The sequence below is a fragment of the Klebsiella sp. 141153 genome, assembly GCF_032601995.1.
GTDB lineage: Bacteria > Pseudomonadota > Gammaproteobacteria > Enterobacterales > Enterobacteriaceae > Klebsiella > Klebsiella aerogenes.
Genome location: NZ_JAQIRJ010000016.1, coordinates 56089 through 72471, shown reverse-complemented (window position 1 = coordinate 72471; position 16383 = coordinate 56089). Strand labels below are relative to the sequence as shown.

Here is a 16383-nt window from a genome sequence, read left to right as displayed (position 1 = left end):
CGTTCCCCTATGACAGATGATGAATGATGAGAGCGCATTATACACGTCATCCGGTGAGACGCCTCTTTGTCAGGCCGCTCACATGACTTCGCGCAAGAATCAATGCGCCAGAATAAACGCGAAACCTGTTAGCGCGTTTTTCGCCAACCAATAAGCCAGGTTACGACGCCGCCGGCCATCAGCCAGCCAGGCATCATGCCCCACTCCGGGCGGTGGATAAATAACAGCGTACCGCTTAAAAGCAAAACGGCGCCTATACCAAACAGATAACGGGACTGCCCCTGGCGCACGTGGCGCACCTGGAAGTCGCGCACGATGGTATCGACGCTGGTCTGCAGCTGTTTGCTCTGCTGCAGGCTTTGGTACACCAGCTCAGGAATTTCCGGCATTCGTTCAATCCAGAACGGCGCTTTTTCTTTAAACGCACGCACCAGCGCGGGAATACCGACCTGATCCTTAATCCACGACTCGAGGAAAGGCTTCGCCGTTTTCCACAAGTCTAACTGAGGATAGAGCTGACGACCTACCCCTTCTACGTAAAGTAATGTCTTCTGAAGCAAAACCAGCTGCGGCTGGACTTCCATGTTGAAACGCCGCGCGGTATTAAACAGATTCAGCAATACGTGGCCGAAGGAGATTTCCGCCAGCGGCTTTTCAAAGATGGGCTCGCACACGGTGCGAATCGCAAACTCAAACTCTTCAACGTTGGTGTCAGGCGGCACCCAGCCGGAATCGACGTGCAGCTCGGCAACCTTACGATAATCGCGGTTGAAGAAAGCGATGAAGTTTTCTGCGAGATAACGCTTATCGTCTTTGTTCAGCGAGCCGACGATACCGCAGTCGATACCGATATATTGCGGGTCATGCGGATGATCGTAGCTAACGAAAATATTACCCGGATGCATATCCGCATGGAAAAAGCTGTCGCGGAACACCTGGGTAAAGAAGACCTGCACCCCACGCTCCGCCAGCAACTGCATGTTGGTGCCCTGGGCTTCCAGCGCGGCGACATCGGAAACCGGAATACCGTAGATCCGCTCCATTACCATCATGCCTTCGCTACAGTAATCGGAATAGACTTCCGGCACGTATAGCATTGGGCTGTCTTCGAAATTGCGCCGTAGCTGAATAGCATTAGCCGACTCGCGTAGAAGGTTCAGCTCGTCCATCAGCGTTTTTTCATATTCGCGGACGACTTCCTGCGGACGCAGACGGCGGCCATCCGGCAGCAGACGAGGCACCCAGCGCGCCAGGCGGTAGATTAATTTCATGTCCGCTTTGATCACCGGCAGGATATCCGGGCGGATGACCTTGATGACAACCTCTTTGCCGTTGTCTTTCAGACGCGCGGTATGGACCTGAGCGATAGAGGCGGAGGCGAGCGGCTCAATGGCGAAATCATCGAACCAGGCTTCAATGGGCAGCCCGCCCATCGCTTGTTCGATCTGTTGTTTTGCCAATTTGCCATCGAAAGGCGCGACGCGATCTTGCAGCAGCGCCAGCTGATCGGCGATTTGCGGCGGGAACAGGTCGCGGCGGGTGGAGAGCATCTGGCCGAACTTAATCCACACCGGACCCAGCTCCTGCAGCGCCAGGCGTAAGCGTTGACCCAGCGGTTTATCTTTGTGGCGATTCGGCATCCAGAACAACATTCGCCGCCAGATGCGCAGCGGCAACGTGATACGCATTTTGGGAATGAGCTCATCAAGCCCGTAACTCAAAAAGGTGCGGATGATAAAATACAGGCGCCGTAATTCTCCTGGCGTCATTTGCCCTCCAGCGTTTCCAGCCGTTTTTCCAGTGCGGCCAGCGCGCGTTCCACGGCGGCGGATTCTTCAGCAAACCAGGCCATCTCTAACGGGCCCGGCGCCAGTCGCCACTCTTCGGTAATCGCTTCAGCGACGTAGCGCTGCTGGCTTTGCGCGCCCTGCAGCAGGAAGCGCGCGCCGCCGCGAAGTACCTTGCCAACCCCTTCAGCGACGATATCACCGGTATACGGCGCCAGTAGCTCTGCCGGATCGAACTCCGCCAGATCGCAAAGCGCGACCATGTTCTGCACAACCTGCAGGTCGCCCTGCACTTCCAGATCGCCGCTGCGAATCAGCGCGGTCAACTGCTGGCGGTTACGCAGCTGCGGCAGCACGCTCAGGCGGGTAATTACGGTACAGTCAGCTTCGCCTTCCCATGCGCCGAGCACGTCGATTTGCTGCTCGCTATAGGCCAGCACGACAGGCGCCGACAGCTCTTTGAGCTCTACGCACAGCACTTTCCCCAGCAGGCGTTGACGCGCCGGTTTAAGCGCGCGGTCGCGCCAGAGAAAAGTATTAAGAACCGTTTCGATGCCAGCGGTAACCAGTGGTGCGAAAGGCATAGCGTCCCTCCTGTCAGAACTTATAGCCGCGGTGTAGCGCGACAATACCTGCCGTCAGGTTGTAGTAGTCGACGCTTTCAAAACCCGCCTCCTGCATCATGCCTTTCAGGGTCTCCTGATCGGGATGCATGCGGATGGATTCCGCCAGATAGCGATAGCTTTCCGCATCGTTTGCCACCAGTTCGCCGACTTTCGGCAGCACGTGGAAGGAATAAGCGTCGTAGGCTTTGCTCAGTGGTTCGAGAATCGGTTTGGAGAACTCCAGAACCAGCAAACGTCCGCCCGGTTTCAGCACGCGGTACATTGAACGCAGCGCTTTGTCTTTATCGGTAACGTTACGCAGGCCAAAGGAGATGGTGATGCAGTCAAAGGTGTTATCCGCAAACGGCAGCGCTTCGGCGTTGGCCTGAACGTACTCAACGTTACCGACAATACCGATGTTGCGCAGTTTTTCGCGGCCCATTTTGAGCATCGAATCGTTGATATCGGCGAGCATCACGCGACCGGTTTCGCCCACCAGACGGGAAAACTTCGCCGTCAGGTCGCCGGTACCGCCCGCTAAGTCCAGCACGGTTTGCCCACGACGCACGCCGCTGCAGTCGATGGTGAAGCGCTTCCACAAGCGATGAATCCCGAACGACATTAAGTCGTTCATCACATCATATTTTGCAGCGACAGAATGGAATACATGCGCCACCATGTCCGCCTTCTGCTCTTTGGCTACCGTTTGAAAGCCAAAATGCGTCGTTTCTTGTGAATCCTCAACCATCTCTATGCCCGCTTACTTATCAAGAAAATGTTCAGCGAGTGTAACAGATTCAGGCCATTTCCCATACGTTTCAGCTTGGCCTGACGTGCTCGTTTGCTCTCGCTGCAGACGTGGAATCGGCGCTAAACACATCTTCCTGCGGTGAATTTTCATCTTCCTCAAGGCGGTATTCGTCATCCTGCGCCGTGGCCTGCTCGACTAAATCAGGATTAATCCCGCGCTTAACCTCGACCCCCAGGCCACGGAATGACTCGGCCTGTACCAGCAGATTGCCGCGCCCCGAGGCGAGCTTTTTCATCGCCTGGCGATAGTTATCCTGCGCTTTATCAAGGCTTTGGCCGATGGCCGACATATCGTCGACAAACAGCCGCATCTTGTCGTACAGGCGCCCGGCGCGCTCGGCGATTTTCTGCGCGTTACGGCTTTGATGCTCATAGCGCCACAAATTAGCGATAGTGCGCAGCGCCACCAGCAGGGTTGTTGGGCTAACAAGCATAATATTGTTCTTCAGCGCCTCGCTGATAAGCTCAGGCTGACGGTCGATAGCCAGCAGGAACGCCGGCTCGACGGGGATAAACATCAATACATAGTCGAGCGAACGTAACCCCGGCAGTTGTTGATAATCTTTGCGGCCCAGCAGGCGAATATGGTTACGTACCGAGGCAATATGCTCCTGTAGCGCCGCTTCGCGGGTGTAATCATCCTCAGCGTTGAAATAACGCTCATAGGCGACCAGAGTCATTTTGGCGTCGATAACCACGTCTTTGCCCTGCGGCAGGCGCACGATAACGTCCGGCTGCATCCGCGAGCGGTTATCGGTTTCGATGCTGACCTGTGTTTGATACTCATAGCCTTCGCGCAGGCCGGAGGCCTCCAGCACGCGGGTTAGCACCACTTCTCCCCAGTTGCCCTGGGTTTTGTTATCGCCCTTCAGCGCTTTCGTCAGGTTTAACGCCTCTTGCGCCATCTGTGCGTTCAGCTGTTGCAGGTTGCGGATTTCGTGCGCCAGCGTGTGGCGCTCACGCGCCTCCTGGCCGAAGCTGTCCTGAACCTGGCGACGAAAGCCGTCGAGCTGTTCCCGGAGCGGCGTCAGCAGGCCATGCAGGCTCTGCCGGTTTTGTTCATCAACCCGGCGGTTGCTGTGTTCGAATATGCGGTTCGCCAGGTTTTCAAACTGCTCGCTCAGGCGCTGCTCGCTGTTGACCATCTGGCGGATTTTATCTTCGGCGTGCAGCTGCGTGGATTCCAGACGAGTGGTCACTTCCCGCAGGTCGGCCTCCAGCGAGGTGTTGATATCACGCAGGCTGCGCAGCTCGTTGTTGAGAAGTTCGCACTCATCGCGCCAGTGCGATTCCTGCACCAGCTGCTGACGTGCGGCGCTAAGTTCGATATCCAGCTCGCGGCGCTCTTCAATGAGATCGGCACGGATTTGATCGGCGCGGGCTTTTGTCGCCAGCCAGCCAACGACTAACCCTGCCGCCAGCGCCACCACGGCGCTTATCACAATAGAGATATCCACAACGCCTCCCCGGCAACCACTTACGACACAAAATAGAATTGTGCTGTACAAACGTCCAGTTGAAAAGGATTTTCCTGCGAGGCGCTACGCAAAAAAGAAAGGCCGGAGGGTCCGGCCTTGCGAGAAAAAGTGAAGAACTACAGCAGGCGGCGCGCCGCTTCCACAACGATTTTCACCGCGTGGCTTTCGGTTTGCTTCATGGTTTCGGCGTTAGGGATCTCTTGCTGGGTACGGTTGACGATAACCCCTGCCACCATCCCGGCGCGCAGGCCCTGGCTGGCGCACATGGTCAGCAGCGTAGCGGATTCCATTTCATAGTTCATGACGCCCATTGCCTGCCACTCTTCCATCGAGCCTTTGAAGCGGCTCACGACACGGCCGGAGAAGGTGTCGTAACGCTCCTGGCCTGGATAGAAGGTATCAGAGGAGGCAGTTACACCGATATGGGTGGTCGCACCAATTGATTTCGCCGCTTCCACCAGCGCGGTGGTACAAGCGAAGTCAGCAACGGCCGGAAACTCCATCGGCGCAAAGTGCAGGCTGGCGCCATCCAGACGGACAGAACCGGTCGTCACCAGCACATCACCAACGTTGATGTGCGGCTGAATCGCCCCGGTGGTGCCGATACGCAGGAAGGTACGAACCCCCAGTTGCGCCAGCTCTTCCACGGCGATAGAGGTCGACGGGCCGCCGATACCGGTGGAGCAAACAATCACCGGTTTGCCATCCAGCTCAGCGCGCCAGGAGGTAAATTCACGATGTGATGCCAGCTTAACCGGCTTATCCATCAGCGCGGCGATCTTTTCCACACGCTCCGGATCGCCAGGGACGATAGCCAGCGTAGCCCCTTGTAAATCGTTCTTAGTGAGGCCGAGATGAAAAACATCAGACTTGGACATAAAAAACTCCTCTGTGGGTCGAAGTATCAGCAGAAGCAAAAGGGTACTTTACAGAAGCCACTCGCTTATTTTTGTGATGATGGTCACCATGCATAACAATGATTGCATTTGTTTTTCAACAAATAGTGATTTACATCACATTAACAAGTTATATTCACGGTCATAGAACAAAAGATAGCCGCTTTCAGGCACTGTGCTTTATTACCGCCCGAACTAAAGGGTCTATAGTTAGTGTTGCGCTAATAAATAAGGGTACGGAGAATACCATGACCACCACCAAGCAACCTGGATTCGCACCTGCAGCCTCGCCGCACGCCTCGACCGCCGTCCATACGTCGGATGAGCAGATTGTCGCCGGAGAAACCTCGATCCCATCGCAGGGCGAGAATATGCCAGCCTATCACGCCCGCCCGAAAAACGCCGACGGCCCGCTGCCGATCGTTATCGTGGTGCAGGAGATTTTCGGCGTACATGAACATATTCGCGATCTGTGCCGCCGCCTGGCGCAGGAAGGCTATCTGGCGATTGCGCCAGAACTCTACTTCCGCCAGGGCGATCCGAATGAGTACAACGATATCCCTACCCTGTTCAAAGAACTGGTCACTAAGGTGCCGGACGCACAGGTGCTGGCGGATCTCGACCACGTCGCCAGCTGGGCGGCGCGCCACGGCGGCGATGCCCATCGTCTGCTGATCACCGGTTTTTGCTGGGGTGGGCGCATTACCTGGCTGTATGCCGCGCATAACCCGCAGTTGAAGGCAGGCGTCGCCTGGTATGGCAAACTGGTGGGAGAAAAATCGCTGAATTCGCCAAAACACCCGGTGGATATCGCGGTCGATCTCAACGCGCCGGTACTTGGCCTGTACGGCGCTAAAGACGCCAGTATTCCGCAGGATACCGTCGAGACCATGCGCCAGGCGCTGCGGGCGGCAAATGCGAACGCCGAGATCGTGGTCTATCCCGAGGCCGATCACGCCTTTAATGCCGACTATCGCGCCAGCTATCACGAAGAGTCAGCCAAAGACGGCTGGCAGCGGATGCTGGCCTGGTTTGCTCAATATGGCGGTAAAAAAGGGTAACTCGCCTGATACATGAAAAGAGGAGGCCGTGGCCTCCTCTGTTGTTTTCCGCGTATCTATCAGGCTGATTCGCGCAGATTTTGCGCCGCTTGCACCATGTTCGCCAGCGCGGCGCGGGTTTCCGGCCAGCCGCGGGTTTTCAGGCCGCAGTCCGGATTAACCCACAAGCGATCCGCCGGGATACGCTGCGCGGCTTTCTCCAGCAACCCTTCAATCCACTCCACGCTCGGTACGTTTGGCGAGTGGATATCATAAACTCCCGGGCCGATTTCGTTTGGATATTCAAACTCTTCAAACGATTCCAGCAGTTCCATGTCGGAACGCGAGGTTTCAATGGTGATCACATCGGCATCCAGCGCGGCGATAGAGTCCATGATGTCATTGAACTCGCAATAACACATGTGGGTATGAATCTGGGTGTCATCCTTAGCAACCGCGGCGTTGATGCGGAAAGCTTCGACGCCCCACTGTAGATAAGCATCCCAATCGCTGCGCTTCAGCGGCAGACCTTCGCGCAGTGCCGGTTCATCAATCTGGATAATACCGATACCGGCCGCCTCCAGATCCGCCACTTCATCGCGAAGCGCCAGCGCAATCTGCTTCGCGATTGTTTCGCGGCTGACATCCTCGCGCGGGAAGGACCAGCACAGAATGGTTACCGGACCGGTCAACATGCCTTTGACCGGCTTGTCGGTAAGAGACTGCGCGTACTTCGCCCATTCGACGGTGATCGCTTGCGGACGGCTGACATCGCCGATAACCACCGGCGGCTTCACGCAGCGAGAGCCATAGCTTTGCACCCAACCGTTTTGCGTGAAGATGAAACCGTCCAGATGCTCACCGAAATACTCCACCATGTCGTTTCGCTCGGCTTCTCCGTGCACCAGCACGTCTAAACCCAGACGTTCTTGTTCGACGATCGCCTGCTTAATATGTTCGGCAATACCCGTCCGATAATGGCTGGCGTCAAGATTGCCCTTTTTGAAGTCCAGACGTAGGGTACGAATTTCGGTTGTCTGCGGGAATGAACCGATCGTCGTCGTCGGCCATGCTGGCAGGTTAAAGCGTTTGCGCTGCGCCTGTGCGCGCTCGGCATAAGGGCTGGTGCGCTGGCTGTCCTGAGCAGTGATTGCCGCCAGCCGTTTTTCCACTGCCGCGTTGTGTACGCGAGTCGAATGGCGACGAGCCTGAATTGGCGCGCTCCACGCCTCGATCGCCGTCGTATCACCGCTGTTCAGCGCGTCGCGTAGCAGCGCCAGTTCGCCACACTTCTGCAGGGCGAAAGCAAACCAACTTTTTACTTCGGCATCAAGACGGGTCTCTACGCTCAGATCGATCGGGCTATGCAGCAAGGAGCAGGAAGAGGCGACCCATAGCTCACGTTGACCGACAAGCGACTTTATTTGCGCATATTTTTCCGTGAGATCGGCGCGCCAGACGTTACGACCATTGATCAGCCCGGCGGATAACAGCCAGTCGGCCGGCAGGCGTTTATGTAGTTCAGCCACCTCATCTTTACCGTGCACAAGATCGACGTGTAGCCCCTGTACCGGCAGCGCGGTGATAACATCAAGGTTGTCGGTGATCCCTTCAAAATAGGTAGTCAGCAGTAGTTTTACCTGCCCCTGCAGGGCTTCATAAGCTGGTTTAAAGGCATCCAGCCATGCTTGCGGCAGCTCCAGAACCAGCGCCGGCTCATCAATCTGCACCCACTCAATGCCGCGCTTCGTCAGCTCGCCCAGTACCTGCTGGTAAACCGGAAGGATATCGTTCAACAGGCTTAGACGATTAAACTGTTCGCCTTTTACTTTGCCCAGCCACAGATAGGTTACCGGCCCCAGCAGTACAGGCTTAATCTTGTGGCCCAGCGCCAGCGCTTCGTCCACTTCATCCAGCAGTTGGGTCCAGCTCAGCTTGAACTGTTGGCCCTGGACAAATTCCGGCACCATGTAGTGATAGTTGGTGTTGAACCACTTGGTCATTTCCGCGGCGGCAGCGGGTTCACCGGTCGGCGCGCGGCCGCGACCAATGCGGAACAGGGTATCGATATCGACGGTGCCGTCTTTGTTCTGATGACGAGCCGGCACGTTGCCCAGCAGCAGGCTGGTGGTCAGAACATGGTCGTACCAGGCAAAATCGCCCACCGGCAGCAGATCAATGCCCGCCTGTTTCTGCTGCTCCCAGTGACGAGCGCGCAGCTCGCGACCTACCGCCAGCAGCTCTTCACGCGTGGCGTTGCCCGCCCAGTAGCTCTCTTGCGCTTTTTTCAGCTCGCGGCGAAGGCCAACGCGAGGAAAACCGAGGGTGTGATTAATAATGGTCATGTGTTCTTCCTCTAATTAATTATTAATCCAAAGGATTTTGTATTCAGGGAAGGCGGCAAGTTTGCTCATCCCCAAGTGACTGGGGTGAGCGAACGCAGCCAACGCACCATAAATTCAAAAGACGAAGGATTTTAGCCATCCAGATGTTTACACATCCATAATGTAAAGGTACTGTATATTCCTCAAGCGCAAATTATTCATGCCGAAGTGAAGGACATTCATGATCGAGATTAAACACCTGAAAACGCTACAGGCGTTGCGGAACAGCGGTTCGCTGGCGGGCGCGGCGGCAGCCCTGCACCAAACCCAGTCGGCCCTGTCCCACCAGTTTAGCGATCTGGAACAGCGCCTTGGCTTCCGTTTATTTGTGCGTAAAAGCCAGCCGCTGCGCTTTACGCCGCAAGGGGAAATTCTGCTACAGTTAGCCAATCAGGTGCTGCCGCAGATCGCCCGCGCGTTGCAGGACTGCAACGAACCTCAGCAGACCCGTCTGCGGCTGGCGATCGAGTGCCATAGCTGCATTCAGTGGCTCACCCCGGCGCTGGAAAGCTTCCGCGCCCGCTGGCCGCTGGTGGAAGTTGATTTTCAGTCCGGCGTCACTTTTGACCCGCAGCCAGCCCTGCAGCAGGGCGAACTCGATCTGGTGATGACCTCAGATATTTTGCCGCGTAGCGGCCTGCACTATTCACCGATGTTTGATTATGAAGTTCGTCTGGTATTAGCTCCGGAGCATCCGCTGGCGGCGAAAACGCGCATCTCGCCGGAAGATCTGGCTGCGGAAACGTTACTGATTTATCCGGTACAGCGCGGGCGACTGGATATCTGGCGCCACTTCCTGCAACCGGCGGGGATCAGCCCGCAGTTGAAAAGCGTCGATAACACGCTGCTGCTGATTCAGATGGTCGCCGCGCGAATGGGTATTGCCGCCCTGCCGCACTGGGTGGTGGAAAGTTTTGAACGCCAGGGTTTGATTGTCACTAAAACCCTGGGAGAAGGACTGTGGAGCCGGCTGTACGCCGCGGTGCGCGATGGCGAGCAACGCCAGCCGGTAACAGAAGCGTTTATTCGCTCAGCGCGGAATCACGCTTGCGATCATCTGCCGTTTGTACGGAGTGCGGAGCGACCCAGCGGCGATGGACCCATAGCGAAGCCAGGATTACCAGCGCGCCAATGATAAAGCTCGGCCAGTGAGGCTGCTCCTGCCAGATAGCGAGATTAACCAACAGCCCGGCGGGGACGTGAACGTTATTCATGATCCCCAACGTACCGGCATCCACCTGCGTCGCGCCGTAGTTCCACATGAAGTAACCCAACCCGGAAGCGACCACGCCCAGCCATACCAGAACCCCCCACTGCAGACCGGTGGACGGCAACCTCTGCGGATTGCCCAGCATAAACCACGCCGCTACCGCCACGATAAAGGCGCCGGCATAGAACCAGGCAAAGGCATTGTGTTGCGGCATTGGACGGACTTCCATCAGACGCTTGTAGCCCACCATACCGATGGCGAAACAGATATTCGACAGCTGTACCAGCAATAGCCCGGTCCAGAAGTGATCGCTGACTTTGTCATAGCGGATGATCGCCGCCCCTAACACCGCCAGCGCCGCGCTAAGCAGATAGCCCCAGCGTAGTTTACGGCCGCTGATCAGATCGTAAATCAGGGTGATATACAGCGGGGTAAAGACCGTAAACAACAGAAATTCGGAGACTGTCAGATAGAGATAGGCGCGGAAAGCCAGCAAATACATAATCCCAAGCTGCATCGCCCCTACCAACATGTAGAGCACGATGGTACGCGGAGACTGGCCGCGCGTACGCAGGAAAGGCAGGAACACCAGCGCTGCCAGGCCCACGCGCATCAGCACGGAAAAATAGCTATCGACGCTACCGGCAAGGTATTCGCCAATCAGGCTAAACGAAAAGGCCCACAGGATAGTGGTGATAATTAATAGCGCCACAATGGTCGTCTCATTGAATAAAGAACAGGCATTGTAGCGGAGAGAGAGGTTGACGACTGACCAGTTATTAGCCAGTCGTCAATCTTTATCAATCGAGGTACAGCTTGCGCAGGTAATGCGGTACAGCATCATCGGCGTTGCTGCCGATCACTTCCAGCTCCGGATGCAAATCCTTTAACCGCTGATGGGCGTTCGCCATGATGCAGCCTTTACCGGCCATCGACAGCATCTCGGCGTCGTTCATGCCGTCGCCAAAGGCGATACACTCTTTGAGGCTGTAGCCAAGCATTTTCGCGACGGCCTCCAGCGCATGCCCTTTCGATACACCGCCGGCCATCACTTCAAGGCAGGTCAACGTGGAGAAACTCACATTCACGCGGTCGCCCCAGCGCGCGTTGATAGCCTGCTCAAGCGGCAGCAAATGTTCATGATCTTCACAGGTGAAGAAAACTTTGCTGATGCCATCCGCATCCAGCTCGCCCGGTTCATAAAGCTTGTAGTTGAACACCGCCTCTTTGAAGAAACGCATCTCTTCCGGGCGATGGCGATTCATAAACCATTCATCTTCACGATAGACGTTGGTCACAATCTTCACATCGTTACGCACCATCTCAAATAGATCGCTGGCGATATCGCGGTCGAGGTTATGGGCGAAGATTTGTTTTCCTTCGCTATCGTGTACGCGGGCGCCGTTAGAGGTGATCATGTACGACTTAATGCCGAGATTATCGCGGATCTGTCCCACATCGATATAGTGGCGACCAGTGGCGAAAACGAAATTTATCCCGCGCGCGGTGAGTAGTTTCAGTGTTTCTTTGGCATAGGGGGTGAGGAAATGGTCGGGGGAAAGCAGCGTGCCATCTAAATCAGACGCAACAACCTGGTACATAAAAAATTTAACCTCTAAGCAGGGCGACGAGATCTATCGTCGGATTAAGTATGTCGATTGAAAAAATCGACGATGGCATTTAGCGCGACTGAGCGCATAGCGTCCTTTTCAAAAAGGATCTCGTGATATGCCCCTTCAATAACGAGCGGCTTATCGCCTTCACAAGGGTGTCCGGCAGCGGAACGGAGTTCGCAATAGCGGTCGTGCATCAGGTTATCGACCACCCTTTCATCCTCGGCCTGAATCAATAACGTCGGAGTCGTATCTTTCTCGACGCCAGCCAATATCTCTTCACCGGCCAGAATACCTTCGCGCACCCAGTGATAGGTCGGCCCGCCGACGCGCAGCCGCGGATCGTCGGCATAAAAACGCAGATTACGACGATAGCGCTGACGGCTATGAGTCAATACATTGAGCGAAAACGGCAGCGCCCGCCAGCGGCCCGTACCGATGGCATACTCTTCACGAATACGCTGATGGCCCTCAGCCCAGTCGAGAATATGGCGCACCATCCAGTCCGGCAGGCGCATGATGATGCCAAACATTGGCGCGCACAAAGCAATGGCGTCACAATGCTGCCGGTGACGCTGCAAGAACAGCGTGGCAATGGCGCCGCCCATCGAGTGGGCGAGAATAAAACGTTTACGCCAGTGGCCGGGAACCACTTCCTGCTGCCAAAGCGCAGCCAGATCGTCAACATAGTCGCTAAAGCGCACAACATGACCGCGGTGGGTATCAGACAGCAACCTACCGGAGCGCCCCTGACCGCGGTGATCGATAATCATTACGTCAAAGCCGCTGTGGAAGAGATCGTAGGCTAGTTCGGCGTACTTCACGTAGCTTTCGATGCGGCCGGGGCAAATAACCACCAGCCGGTCATTATTTGCGGCGCAAAAGCGCACAAAGCGTACCGGAACCTTATCGACGCCCGTAAATTCAGCTTCTTCCCGCTGATGCCAAAAATCCGTCAGCGGCCCCATGGTAAAGGCCGCAAACGCGTTTTCTCGTGTGTCCCAGTCCTTTTGCTGCCCAAACATCGGGTTTACACCCCTGTTAACCGCTGAAAATCGTTTTTTTGTCGCACATCACACAATGCTGATGCAATAGCGTATTGTGGCATAAAAATAGACAATCAGGGAGATTCTCATGACCTTCGAGTGGTGGTTCGCTTATCTGCTGACATCAATCATTCTCAGCCTGTCGCCGGGTTCCGGCGCGATTAATACCATGACCACATCCATCAACCACGGCTATCGCGGCGCGGCAGCATCTATTGCCGGCCTGCAAACCGGATTGGCCATTCATATCGTGCTGGTTGGTGTCGGTCTGGGCACGCTCTTCTCACGCTCGGTACTGGCATTTGAAGTGTTGAAATGGGCGGGCGCGGCTTATCTTATCTGGCTGGGGATCCAGCAATGGCGGGCGGCGGGTTCAATCGACCTGAATACGCTGGCGCGCACTCAAAGCCGCGGTAAGCTCTATAAACGCGCGGTGTTCGTCAATCTGACCAACCCAAAAAGTATCGTCTTCCTCGCCGCGCTGTTTCCCCAGTTCATCGTCCCGCATCAGCCGCAGGTGATGCAGTACCTGGTACTTGGCGTCACCACCATTGTGGTCGATATCATTGTGATGATCGGTTACGCGACGCTGGCGCAGCGCATTGCGGCCTGGATTAAAGGTCCGAAGCAGATGAAGGCGCTGAATAAAGTGTTTGGTTCGCTGTTTATGCTGGTGGGAGCGCTGCTCGCTTCCGCCCGTCATGCCTGAATATAAGCTGGCACAGCGTGTGCCGCAGCATGGAGGAATGCTAATGACTCTGGCAGAAACGTGGCTCGCAGAAGGCAGAGAGAAAGGCATTAAAGAAGGCATTAAAGAAGGCATCAAAGAAGGAAAACTACAGGCCCTTTTACAGGTCGCCGCAGCGATGCTCAATCGCGGCATTGATGACGATGCGATCCTGGAAATGACCGGTTTGACCAGCGATGAGCTACAGCGTCTTCGTCACTAATATCAACCCCACCCGGCAACAAACCGGGCGGGGAATCGCATAACACGTTAACGCGAAATAATCAGATGGATGCCGAAACCGGCAAACAGGGTTCCCGCGATGCCGTCTATCCACTTTGCCATCCGCTGATAGCCGCGGCGCATTTGCGGCAGTGCGAACAGGCTGGCCACGATGGTGAACCACGCCAGCGTTTCAAGAACGATCAGCAGGAAAATCCCCCAGCGCGCGCCGGCGCCAATGTTATCGCCGACGAACAGCGAGAAGACCGAACCAAAGTAGATAATCGCTTTCGGGTTGGCGAGGTTAGTCAGCAGGCCCTTCAGGAAACTGCGCCCGCTACGCGCCAGCTCAACCTGCGGTTCCGCCGCGACAACGTCGGTTTTCTTTAACGCGCCGCGCAGCATTTGATAGCCCATCCAGCACAGATAGAGACCGCCGCCGACCATAATCAACGTATGCAGCCAGGCCATTTTCTCGATAATCAGGTGCAAGCCGAGCAGCGCGACGCCCGCCCAAACCATCACGCCGCCGGTGATCCCCAGCACGCCCATCATCGCCTCTTTGCGCGAACGGCTCACTGCGGTTTGCGAAACGAAGAAAAAATCCGGCCCCGGGCTCATTAGCGCAATGATGTGCACCAGCGCCACGGTGAGGAAAAGCATCAACATGTTTAACTCGCAGGGAAATAGTGAAGAAGGAAACTATTCTGGCACCTTTTCCCGCGGCTGACTACTCATCATCGCCATCGACATGAGCACGTATCAGCGCCATGAATTCTTTACCGAAGCGCTCAAGCTTACGGGTCCCCACGCCGTTGACGCTAAGCATCTCCCCGGCGGTAAGCGGCGACTGTTCGGCCATCTCAATCAGCGTCGCGTCGTTAAACACGACATATGGCGGGATATTCTCCTCGTCGGCGATCGCTTTACGTAATTTACGCAGCTTGGCGAACAGCTTGCGGTCGTAATTGCCGCCGAAGGATTTCTGCATCGCTTTCGGTTTTAGCGCCACGATACGCGGCACGGCGAGCTGCAGCGGGACTTCACCGCGCAGTACGGGACGCGCGGCCTCGGTGAGCTGCAGCGCGGAGTGCTGGGCAATATTCTGCGTCACCAGTCCGAGGTGGATTAACTGGCGAATTACGCTCACCCAGTGCTCGTGGCTCTGCTCGCGACCAATGCCGTACACCGGCAGTTTATCGTGGTTCAGGTCGCGGATACGCTGATTGTTGGCGCCGCGGAGTACTTCAACCACGTAGCCCATCCCGAAGCGTTGATTCACCCGGTAAATAGTTGAAAGCGCCTTACGCGCGTCCATTAAACCATCGTACTGCTTTGGCGGATCAAGACAGATATCACAGTTGCCGCACGGCTCCTGACGCCCTTCGCCAAAATAGTTCAGCAGCACCAGACGGCGACAGGTCTGCGCTTCGGCAAAGGCACCCATCGCATTCAGCTTATGACGTTCAATATCCTGCAGCGGCCCGGCGGGCTTCTCCTCCAGGCAACGGCGCAGCCACGCCATATCCGCCGGATCGTAAAACAGCATCGCTTCCGCCGGCAGCCCGTCACGCCCGGCGCGCCCGGTTTCCTGATAATAGGATTCAATATTGCGCGGGATATCAAAGTGCACCACAAAGCGGACGTTTGGCTTGTTAATGCCCATACCGAAAGCCACCGTCGCCACCACGATCTGCAGATCGTCGCGCTGGAATTTCTCCTGCACATCGGCTCGAATATCATTTTCCAGACCAGCATGGTAGGCCGCAGCGCTGATGCCGCGGCTTTGCAGCCTGGCGGCGGTGTCTTCAACCTTAGAACGGCTGTTGCAGTAGATAATCCCTGATTTACCGCGCTGATCCTGGACGTATCGCATCAACTGATCGAGCGGCTTAAATTTCTCCATCAGCATATAGCGGATATTGGGGCGATCGAAGCTACTAACCTGAATCAGCGGATCGTTAAGTCCCAGCAGGCGAACAATATCGCGACGGGTGGTGTCATCAGCGGTGGCGGTGAGCGCCATAAACGGAATATGCGGCATCCGCTGGCGCAGCTGGCCCAACGCGGCATATTCCGGGCGGAAATCATGGCCCCATTGCGAGATACAGTGCGCCTCATCCACCGCCAGCATCGCTAAGTTCCAGTGGCTCAGATGCTCCAGAAAGTTATCCAGCATCAGGCGTTCCGGCGCGATATACAGCAGACGAATCTGCCCGCTGCGGCAGCCCGCCATCACCTCTTGCTGCTGCTCGCGGCTCTGCGTCGAGTTAAGACAGGCCGCGGCGACGCCGTTTGCCAGCAGCTGATCGACCTGGTCTTTCATCAGCGAAATCAGCGGCGACACGACAACCGTCAGGCCGCCGAGGACCAATGCAGGTACCTGGTAGCACAGCGATTTACCGCCGCCGGTCGGCATCACCACCAGGCAATCGCGGCCTTCCAGCGCCGTGGCGATAATCGATTCCTGGCCCGGGCGGAACTGCTGGTAGCCGAAGGTCTCTTGTAAAACCTGCTTAGCCAGCGATTCCTGATTTAATACTTCCGCCTGTGCCACGTTGACCC

14 protein-coding genes and 1 pseudogene are annotated in these 16383 nt (G+C 56.2%); 4 read left to right on the top strand and 11 right to left on the bottom strand.

Annotated elements, in window-relative coordinates; translation table 11 throughout:
* Positions 1–128: 128 nt before the first annotated feature.
* The 5 genes from ubiB to udp all read right to left on the bottom strand — a co-directional run bounded on the left by ubiB (position 129) and on the right by udp (position 5558).
* Positions 129–1769: a ubiquinone biosynthesis regulatory protein kinase UbiB gene (ubiB, locus tag PGS10_RS23700; RefSeq protein WP_015368845.1), complete on the bottom strand. Its 1641-nt coding sequence runs from the start codon at positions 1767–1769 to the stop codon at positions 129–131.
* A complete protein-coding gene (gene ubiJ, locus PGS10_RS23695; RefSeq protein WP_316423577.1) occupies positions 1766–2371 on the bottom strand; it encodes a ubiquinone biosynthesis protein UbiJ in 606 nt (201 codons plus the stop codon). Before ubiJ ends, ubiB begins: the two co-directional genes overlap by 4 nt.
* Positions 2372–2384: 13 nt before the next feature.
* Positions 2385–3140, bottom strand: a complete 756-nt coding sequence (ubiE, locus tag PGS10_RS23690) for a bifunctional demethylmenaquinone methyltransferase/2-methoxy-6-polyprenyl-1,4-benzoquinol methylase UbiE (protein WP_045395605.1) — start codon at positions 3138–3140, stop codon at positions 2385–2387.
* A 70-nt stretch (positions 3141–3210) separates the two neighbouring features.
* Positions 3211–4659 carry a DNA recombination protein RmuC gene (rmuC, locus tag PGS10_RS23685; RefSeq protein WP_315712043.1) on the bottom strand — a complete coding sequence of 483 codons (1449 nt, stop codon included), beginning with the start codon at positions 4657–4659 and terminating at the stop codon, positions 3211–3213.
* A 137-nt stretch (positions 4660–4796) separates the two neighbouring features.
* A complete protein-coding gene (gene udp / locus PGS10_RS23680) occupies positions 4797–5558 on the bottom strand; it encodes a uridine phosphorylase (RefSeq protein ID WP_004181652.1) in 762 nt (253 codons plus the stop codon).
* A 266-nt stretch (positions 5559–5824) separates the two neighbouring features.
* Between udp and PGS10_RS23675 the strand changes: the two genes are divergently transcribed.
* Positions 5825–6637, top strand: a complete 813-nt coding sequence (locus PGS10_RS23675) for a dienelactone hydrolase family protein (protein ID WP_045395602.1) — start codon at positions 5825–5827, stop codon at positions 6635–6637.
* 59 nt (positions 6638–6696) lie between these two features.
* Here PGS10_RS23675 and metE read toward each other — a convergent pair whose 3' ends face one another.
* The gene (metE, locus tag PGS10_RS23670) at positions 6697–8961 is read right to left on the bottom strand and encodes a 5-methyltetrahydropteroyltriglutamate--homocysteine S-methyltransferase (RefSeq protein ID WP_316423574.1); all 2265 of its coding nucleotides are present in this window, start codon (positions 8959–8961) and stop codon (positions 6697–6699) included.
* Between the two features lie 220 nt (positions 8962–9181).
* On the opposite strand from metE, the gene metR reads away from it, so the two are divergent.
* The gene (gene metR, locus PGS10_RS23665; protein ID WP_015703991.1) at positions 9182–10135 is read left to right on the top strand and encodes an HTH-type transcriptional regulator MetR; all 954 of its coding nucleotides are present in this window, start codon (positions 9182–9184) and stop codon (positions 10133–10135) included.
* On the opposite strand, the gene PGS10_RS23660 is transcribed toward metR, so the two are convergent.
* From PGS10_RS23660 to pldB, 3 genes are all read right to left on the bottom strand, one after another.
* The gene (locus PGS10_RS23660; protein ID WP_047045702.1) at positions 10023–10922 is read right to left on the bottom strand and encodes a carboxylate/amino acid/amine transporter; all 900 of its coding nucleotides are present in this window, start codon (positions 10920–10922) and stop codon (positions 10023–10025) included. The two genes, metR and PGS10_RS23660, sit on opposite strands and share 113 nt — an antisense overlap.
* An 88-nt stretch (positions 10923–11010) precedes the next feature.
* Positions 11011–11811 carry a sugar/pyridoxal phosphate phosphatase YigL gene (yigL, locus tag PGS10_RS23655; protein ID WP_015368853.1) on the bottom strand — a complete coding sequence of 267 codons (801 nt, stop codon included), beginning with the start codon at positions 11809–11811 and terminating at the stop codon, positions 11011–11013.
* A gap of 44 nt (positions 11812–11855) precedes the next feature.
* Positions 11856–12848 (bottom strand): lysophospholipase L2, encoded by a 993-nt coding sequence (gene pldB, locus PGS10_RS23650; RefSeq protein ID WP_045395594.1) that lies wholly within the window; start codon positions 12846–12848, stop codon positions 11856–11858.
* A 109-nt stretch (positions 12849–12957) separates the two neighbouring features.
* On the opposite strand from pldB, the gene rhtB reads away from it, so the two are divergent.
* Positions 12958–13578 carry a homoserine/homoserine lactone efflux protein gene (gene rhtB / locus PGS10_RS23645; RefSeq protein ID WP_015368855.1) on the top strand — a complete coding sequence of 207 codons (621 nt, stop codon included), beginning with the start codon at positions 12958–12960 and terminating at the stop codon, positions 13576–13578.
* 1 nt (position 13579) lies between these two features.
* A pseudogene (locus tag PGS10_RS23640) lies at positions 13580–13819 on the top strand (ISNCY family transposase); the annotation flags it as partial.
* Between the two features lie 47 nt (positions 13820–13866).
* Here the strand turns inward: PGS10_RS23640 and rhtC are convergent.
* The gene (gene rhtC, locus PGS10_RS23635) at positions 13867–14487 is read right to left on the bottom strand and encodes a threonine export protein RhtC (RefSeq protein WP_045395590.1); all 621 of its coding nucleotides are present in this window, start codon (positions 14485–14487) and stop codon (positions 13867–13869) included.
* A gap of 61 nt (positions 14488–14548) precedes the next feature.
* The gene (gene recQ, locus PGS10_RS23630) at positions 14549–16375 is read right to left on the bottom strand and encodes an ATP-dependent DNA helicase RecQ (protein WP_015368858.1); all 1827 of its coding nucleotides are present in this window, start codon (positions 16373–16375) and stop codon (positions 14549–14551) included.
* Positions 16376–16383 lie beyond the last annotated feature (8 nt).